This is a genomic window from Marinobacter goseongensis, from assembly GCF_023156235.1.
Classification (GTDB): Bacteria; Pseudomonadota; Gammaproteobacteria; order Pseudomonadales; family Oleiphilaceae; genus Marinobacter; species Marinobacter goseongensis.
Window position 1 is genome coordinate 1 of the sequence record NZ_JAKZAI010000049.1, and the last position, 5,782, is coordinate 5,782.

3 protein-coding genes and 1 pseudogene are annotated in these 5,782 nt (G+C 53.3%); 1 reads left to right on the forward strand and 3 read right to left on the reverse strand.

All coding sequences use genetic code 11. The features are described 5' to 3' along the window. Nucleotides 1–53 precede the first annotated feature (53 nt). The 3 genes and pseudogenes from secD to MLC70_RS18015 all read right to left on the reverse strand — a co-directional run bounded on the left by secD (nt 54) and on the right by MLC70_RS18015 (nt 4,554). Nucleotides 54–2,519: a protein translocase subunit SecD gene (gene secD, locus MLC70_RS18005; protein ID WP_248185838.1), complete on the reverse strand. Its 2,466-nt coding sequence runs from the start codon at nt 2,517–2,519 to the stop codon at nt 54–56. Nucleotides 2,520–3,123: 604 nt separating this feature from the next. Next, a pseudogene (locus MLC70_RS18010) lies at nt 3,124–3,288 on the reverse strand (transposase domain-containing protein); the annotation flags it as partial. Nucleotides 3,289–3,621: 333 nt separating this feature from the next. Next, on the reverse strand, nt 3,622–4,554 hold the full coding sequence (locus tag MLC70_RS18015) for a calcium/sodium antiporter (RefSeq protein WP_197463860.1): 933 nt from the start codon (nt 4,552–4,554) through the stop codon (nt 3,622–3,624). Nucleotides 4,555–5,182: 628 nt separating this feature from the next. Here MLC70_RS18015 and MLC70_RS18020 point away from each other — a divergent pair. Beyond that, on the forward strand, nt 5,183–5,503 hold the full coding sequence (locus tag MLC70_RS18020) for a hypothetical protein (RefSeq protein WP_248185843.1): 321 nt from the start codon (nt 5,183–5,185) through the stop codon (nt 5,501–5,503). Nucleotides 5,504–5,782: the final 279 nt, after the last annotated feature.

A 5,782-nucleotide genomic window follows, 5' to 3' on the forward strand; every position in this document is an offset into this window, starting at 1 on the left:
TTTTTCATGTTCATCGTCCTCTGCTGTGATGAACATTACTAAGCTGAAAACGGTTAAGCTAGAGGGGAGCAGGTCAGCCCCAGATAATAAAGGATTGGCGACGCGATAAAGACCGAGGAGCTGGTGCCAATTACAATTCCGAACAGCATGGGCAAGGCAAAACTCGCAACGGCGGCTCCACCCGCAATGCCCATGGGTAGCAGCGCCAGAAAGGTCGTTACCGAGGTAAACACAGTGCGGGTAAGCGTCGATGAAATACTATCGTTCAGCAGTTCCAGCATGGGGCGGTCCGGCGTCTTGCGGATGTTTTCCCGGATGCGGTCAAACACTACCACCTTATCGTTGACCGAATATCCCATAAGCGCGAGCAGTGCCGCAACTGCCGTCAGGTTGAACTCCACGCCGGCGAGGGCGAAGAAACCGATGGTTTTGGTGAGATCCAGCGCAATGGTCAGTGTGGCGGCCCAGGCGAAATGGGACTCGAATCGGAACCATAGGTACGCCAACATACCAACACCGGCCAACAGAATAGCCAGAATGGTGGCATCACTAAAGCCACCGCTGACTTTAGGCCCTACCATATCCACTTTCGGGAATTCCGCCGTTGGCTCGACAGAGGTAACAGCGGTTTTGAGCAATGCCACTTGCTCCGCGGTCGCCCCCGGTACTCCTTGCTCTGCTGGCAGGCGAATAAGGAAGCGCCCATCCGCGCCTGCTTCCTGAATGGCGGCGTCCTCTAGGTCTTTCGCCTGAAGCGTGGTTCTCAACTTATCAACAGTGACTCCCTGGGCCTGTACCTCCACTACCGTACCGCCGGTAAAATCGACGCCGTATTTCAGTCCCGGCTGCACAAACAGAGCGATTGCCGCAATGGAGAACACCGCCGATACCATGAGACCGATCACGCGACCGCGCATGAAGTTCACGCCCCGCTCACTCAGGCGGTCAAGCAGGGCTATGCCAGAAATCACTAACGGTTCCCGTGCACGGCCCCGGATGCGCCACTCCATGATCAGGCGGGTGACCGCTATTGCCGTAAACAACGACGTTACCAGGCCTATGCCGATTGTGACGGCAAAGCCCCGGACCGGCCCGCTGCCAAACAGGAACAACAGGCTGACCGCGATCAGTGTCGTGAAGTTGGAATCCAGAATCGTTCTGTAGGCCTTGCCGAACCCCTCTCGGAGGGCCATCCAGGCAGGCTTGCCCTGGCGGGATTCTTCACGGATACGCTCGTTAATCAGAATATTGGCATCCACCGCCATGCCAATGGTGAGGATAATTCCAGCAATACCTGGCAGAGTCAGGGTAGCCCCCAGCAAGCTCAATATCCCGAACACCAGCCCAATATTCACCGTCAACCCGACACAGGCAATTAGTCCCCAACGTCCATAAAGCCCGATCATGAAGGCAATCACCATGGCTGCGCCCAGCAAACCGGTGGTCAGCCCCATGGCGATGGCGTCACTGCCCAAGTCAGGGCCCACGGTACGTTCCTCGACCACATACAGGGGCACGGGCAAGGCACCAGCTCGCAGTAGCAGAGCCAGGTTACTGGCTTCTGTTGTGGTAAATCCACCGCTGATCTCTCCACTAGCGCCAATGGCGCTGCGGATTACCGGCGCTGTAATCACTTCACCATCCAGTACAATGGCTAGGGGCCGGCCAATGTTGTTCCGGGTCATATCCCCAAACAGCCGGGCACCCTTGTCATCCAGTTTGAAATTGACCACCGGCTCGTTGGTATCCGGATTGAAAGCCATGCGTGCGTCACGGATGTGCTCGCCTGCTATGGCAACCCGTTCTTCCAGTTTGTAGTCTCTGTCTTCGTAGGCACCCGGCAGAATAATGGTTGCGATATCTTCCTCCGCCGTTGCCCGGGCTGCCCAGTGAAACGTCATTTTCGCGGTGGTACCGAGCAATTCACGAATCTCGCTCGGGTCGGCGACGCCCGGCATTTGTACCAGAATGCCGTCACTACCCTGGCGAGTGATGCTGGGCTCCACCAGTCCGGTTTCATCCAGTCGCCGTCTGACTACCTCCAGGCTTCGCTCCACCGCATCTCGGGAAATACCTGCACGCCAGGACTCGGTCAGCGTCAGCACCAGCCGTCCGCCGTTGATATCAACGTCGAACCGACGCGTGCCATCCGGAGTATCCGTTGCCAGTTTTCGAGCAAGGCTGGCTGCTTCAGACACCCGTTCGGGCTGGCGCACCGGTAGCTCGATGCCTCTATCAGTCATCTGGATGCGCCCGTATCGAATGTCCGCTTCACGCAGGGAGTTGGTCAACTCGCCGGCCATCGCTTCGTGCTCGCTGGCAAACAGTTCCTGGATATCCGCTTCCAGAAGCAGGTGTGAGCCACCTTGAAGGTCAAGCCCCAAGGAGACCGTATTCTGCTGGTACCAATCCGGGAGCTTCCCGGACATTGTAGGGGAAAGAAGGTTCGGCAACGCACTCAACAACCCGAGCACAATCACCAGGCCGTAAACGACGGCCCGTGTATGCAACGATTTCATGGGTAATCCTCGAAGAAAACTTCACTAACCGGTATGACTGCCCAGATGCACAGCCATGATAAAGCGGAGGACTACGCCAGAGGGGGTGCGCGAAGAAGCGGGATTAAAAAACGAGGAGATGCAGGGGGATGTCCCGCTCCTGCGGTGATGATGCAGTTACTGCGGCAAAGACCGACGCCTAGCACCATCGGACTGGCAGGCCACCAGTCGGAAAGGTCCGGATCACCACCCACTGCGGCATCGTTCTCAGAATTGCCACCTAGTACCCTGATGGACTCGTTATGACTCGCAACAACCAGATGATCCACGGTTCCGATAAAACCATGGTTGGCCTTAGTAGCTGAGGCTTGCTGGTGGGTAATTGAGGAGATAAAGACAAGCAGCAATGCCAGTAGTGAAAGCACTACAAGAGGCACTTGGAACCGTCCGCGAGGGAGAGGGTGATTGTCGTTGGTCATGCTGCTATCTCAAAATGTCGAATGAATCTTGAAACGCGGACTAACCGAAGTCAACGAGTTTATGTGGCCGGTTGAAGAAGTTGCCTGGCAGGGTTGGAGGATGGAGTAGCGTCAGCGTCAAGCCACCATACCTTGTCGGAAATAGTCGGCTTCCAGTTGTGGGGCAATAGCTCGACGATGGCAGTGTTCTTCTGCGTCGGCAGTCGAGTCAGCACACCCTTCAGGTAGGCATAGGGATCATGCCCGTTCAGCTTTGCTGGCTGGATCAGTGTCATAACAGCAGCAGCACGCTGACTACTAGAAAGAAAGCCAAAAAGTGAATCTGCTCCAATATGATTGAATGTCCGCTTTGCGACCGCCGGTCTTCTCTATCTCCTTAAATGTAGGCCGAGGGCTCGCACCTTTTAATAACTCAATATTCCCATTGCTCAGTCGGGGCCGACTTTCCCTTGCCGACGACCCGGTTAAAGTGGATTGAACGATTTTTCAGCAAGATCGTACTCTAAGAGGTAGATGGTCACCGGGGCTGGCTTATCCTGCTGTGGATAAAACTGATTTACACGCTCAGCTCCAATGAAAGTCCACCGTGACGCGATTCAACTTGTTTTAGGCATGCCGTCGATCCGTAGTCACCTGTTCGGCCATCAGTCGGGCCAGAGGAGAAAAAGATAACCGAAATACAGCGCCAGCAGCACAGCACCCTCTACCCGGTGCAGCATGCGCCCTGTATACAGAAGCGGGATCAGCAAAACCGTAAAGAGAATCATCACTCCGTAATCCAGAGTCGAAATCCCGGGTGCTTCTATAGGCGAAACAATCGACGCCACCCCCAGTATTCCAAGGACGTTGAATATATTGGAGCCAACGATATTGCCTATTGCGATGTCAGGCTGCTTTCGGAAAGCTGCAACCAGCGAGGTTGCCAATTCCGGCATGCTGGTCCCCGCCGCGACAATCGTCAGACCGATCACCGCTTCACTGATTCCGAAACTGACCGCCAATGCCACAGAGTTCTCAACCAGTAGGCGGGAGCCAGCCACAAGAATCGCCAGCCCAACCAGGATCAGAGCAATATCGACACACCAATGACGTGATGTATTGACTGCCAGAATGTTTTCCTCATCCGCACTGGCGGGGGGAGGTTCTCTGCGGGCCAAAATGACGCTCATCCATGTGTAGGCGACAATTCCTGAAAACAGAAGCACGCCCTCAAGGCGGCTGAGAGTTTGGTTCAGTAGTAGCAAAACCAACAGGAGGGCGACTCCCAGGGCGACAGGAGCGTCTATCTTGATAACCTGGCGGTGAACCGGAATAGGGCACACCAATGCTGTTATTCCAAGAATCACAGCAATATTGAAAATATTTGAGCCCACCACATTGCCCACCGAGATATCTCCCTGGTTGGAAAGCGCAGCTTCCACGCTTACCACCAGTTCCGGTGAGCTGGTTCCAAATGCAACGATGGTCAAGCCCACCATCAGGCGATTGAGACCCGCCCGCAGTGCCAGTGATGAACTGCCCCTGACAAGGCCCTCTGCCCCAACGAAAAGGAGGACAAGTGCGAACGCGATATACACAAGGTTGGCTAGCAATTTGATCGACCACTTATATTACTGGGGGCTTAATCACGGCTCGTTCTGTGTCCAATCGTCGGTTACCTTACACAAAAGCTGTTGCCGTGTCTGTTCAGCCCGCTCGTATACCGGGCGCCGGAATAACGACGAAAACAGCACTGTAGTTGGCAACGGCAAAACTGATACTTTCAGGTTAGATCATGGGTTCTACCCCATTACTGCGGACATGCCAAAAAAGAGGCTGAATTTCTCCAAAGGTGAGTGCTGGTCTATCCGCCTGAATGTTCGCTTTGCGACCAGAGCATACTTCGGCTCCAGCTAAACAAAAGCGGACATTGCGCCGGAGGGTTCTCAGGTGGCCTCGGGTGAGTTCGCCTGGCCTACGTAGATCAACCACAAATGTTGCACCACTTCGTCAAATTTCACTACATGGGCTTACAAGTCTATGAAAGTTATGAAATAGTGGGTTTCATAAAATGCGGGATAAGCGAATAGATCGTCCGCTCAAAAAATGGACATTTTGTGTTTATGCGCTATTGGCTGATGGTAGTCCGTATTTTAAGCTGCTGAAATGAATGATAAAAAAGATGGGTGACACTCTGGTTGGTGCGGAAAAGTATTTGGGGGATAGATGTCATTTGTCGTTGAATCAGCTGTTATGCAAAATGAGGAGCTTATGACCCATAAAGCAAGAATCCATGAACTATTCGATGCAATGGCTAAGGAATTGCTCTTATTTATCAGGGAGTCTGAAAATGAATTTCCTGATGGATGGGTTCCGGCTACCTTTATTAAGGACCAGCTTGAACTTAAAAAATCTGCTTACCCTCAGGGCAACAAAATCGACCAAGAAATGGGATGGCTATTCGCAACATTGGCTAGGCACCTGCAGGACAAAAATGCCGTAGCCTTTAAAAAATCAGGAACTCGTTCGTTCTACAAGTCAATCTGAGTACTTCGTATGACAGGTAAAAACATGAAGACAATAGAAGTCTTGCCTCTGCGATTTTTCTTAAAATGTCGAACGCTGTGTGCGGGCATGATGCACGCAAAGCCTGAAGGTAGTTCCTGATGGACGAGCAAAAAAGGTGTCCATTCTGCGGAGAGCTGATTCTTGCGGTTGCGATCAAGTGCAAGCATTGCGGTGAGTTTCTCCCCCTCTGTCAGCCTAGTTGTCCAGTTGGCGATTTAGCCTGAATTTCACTAGTCGGGGCGGCATGGGAGCATTCAT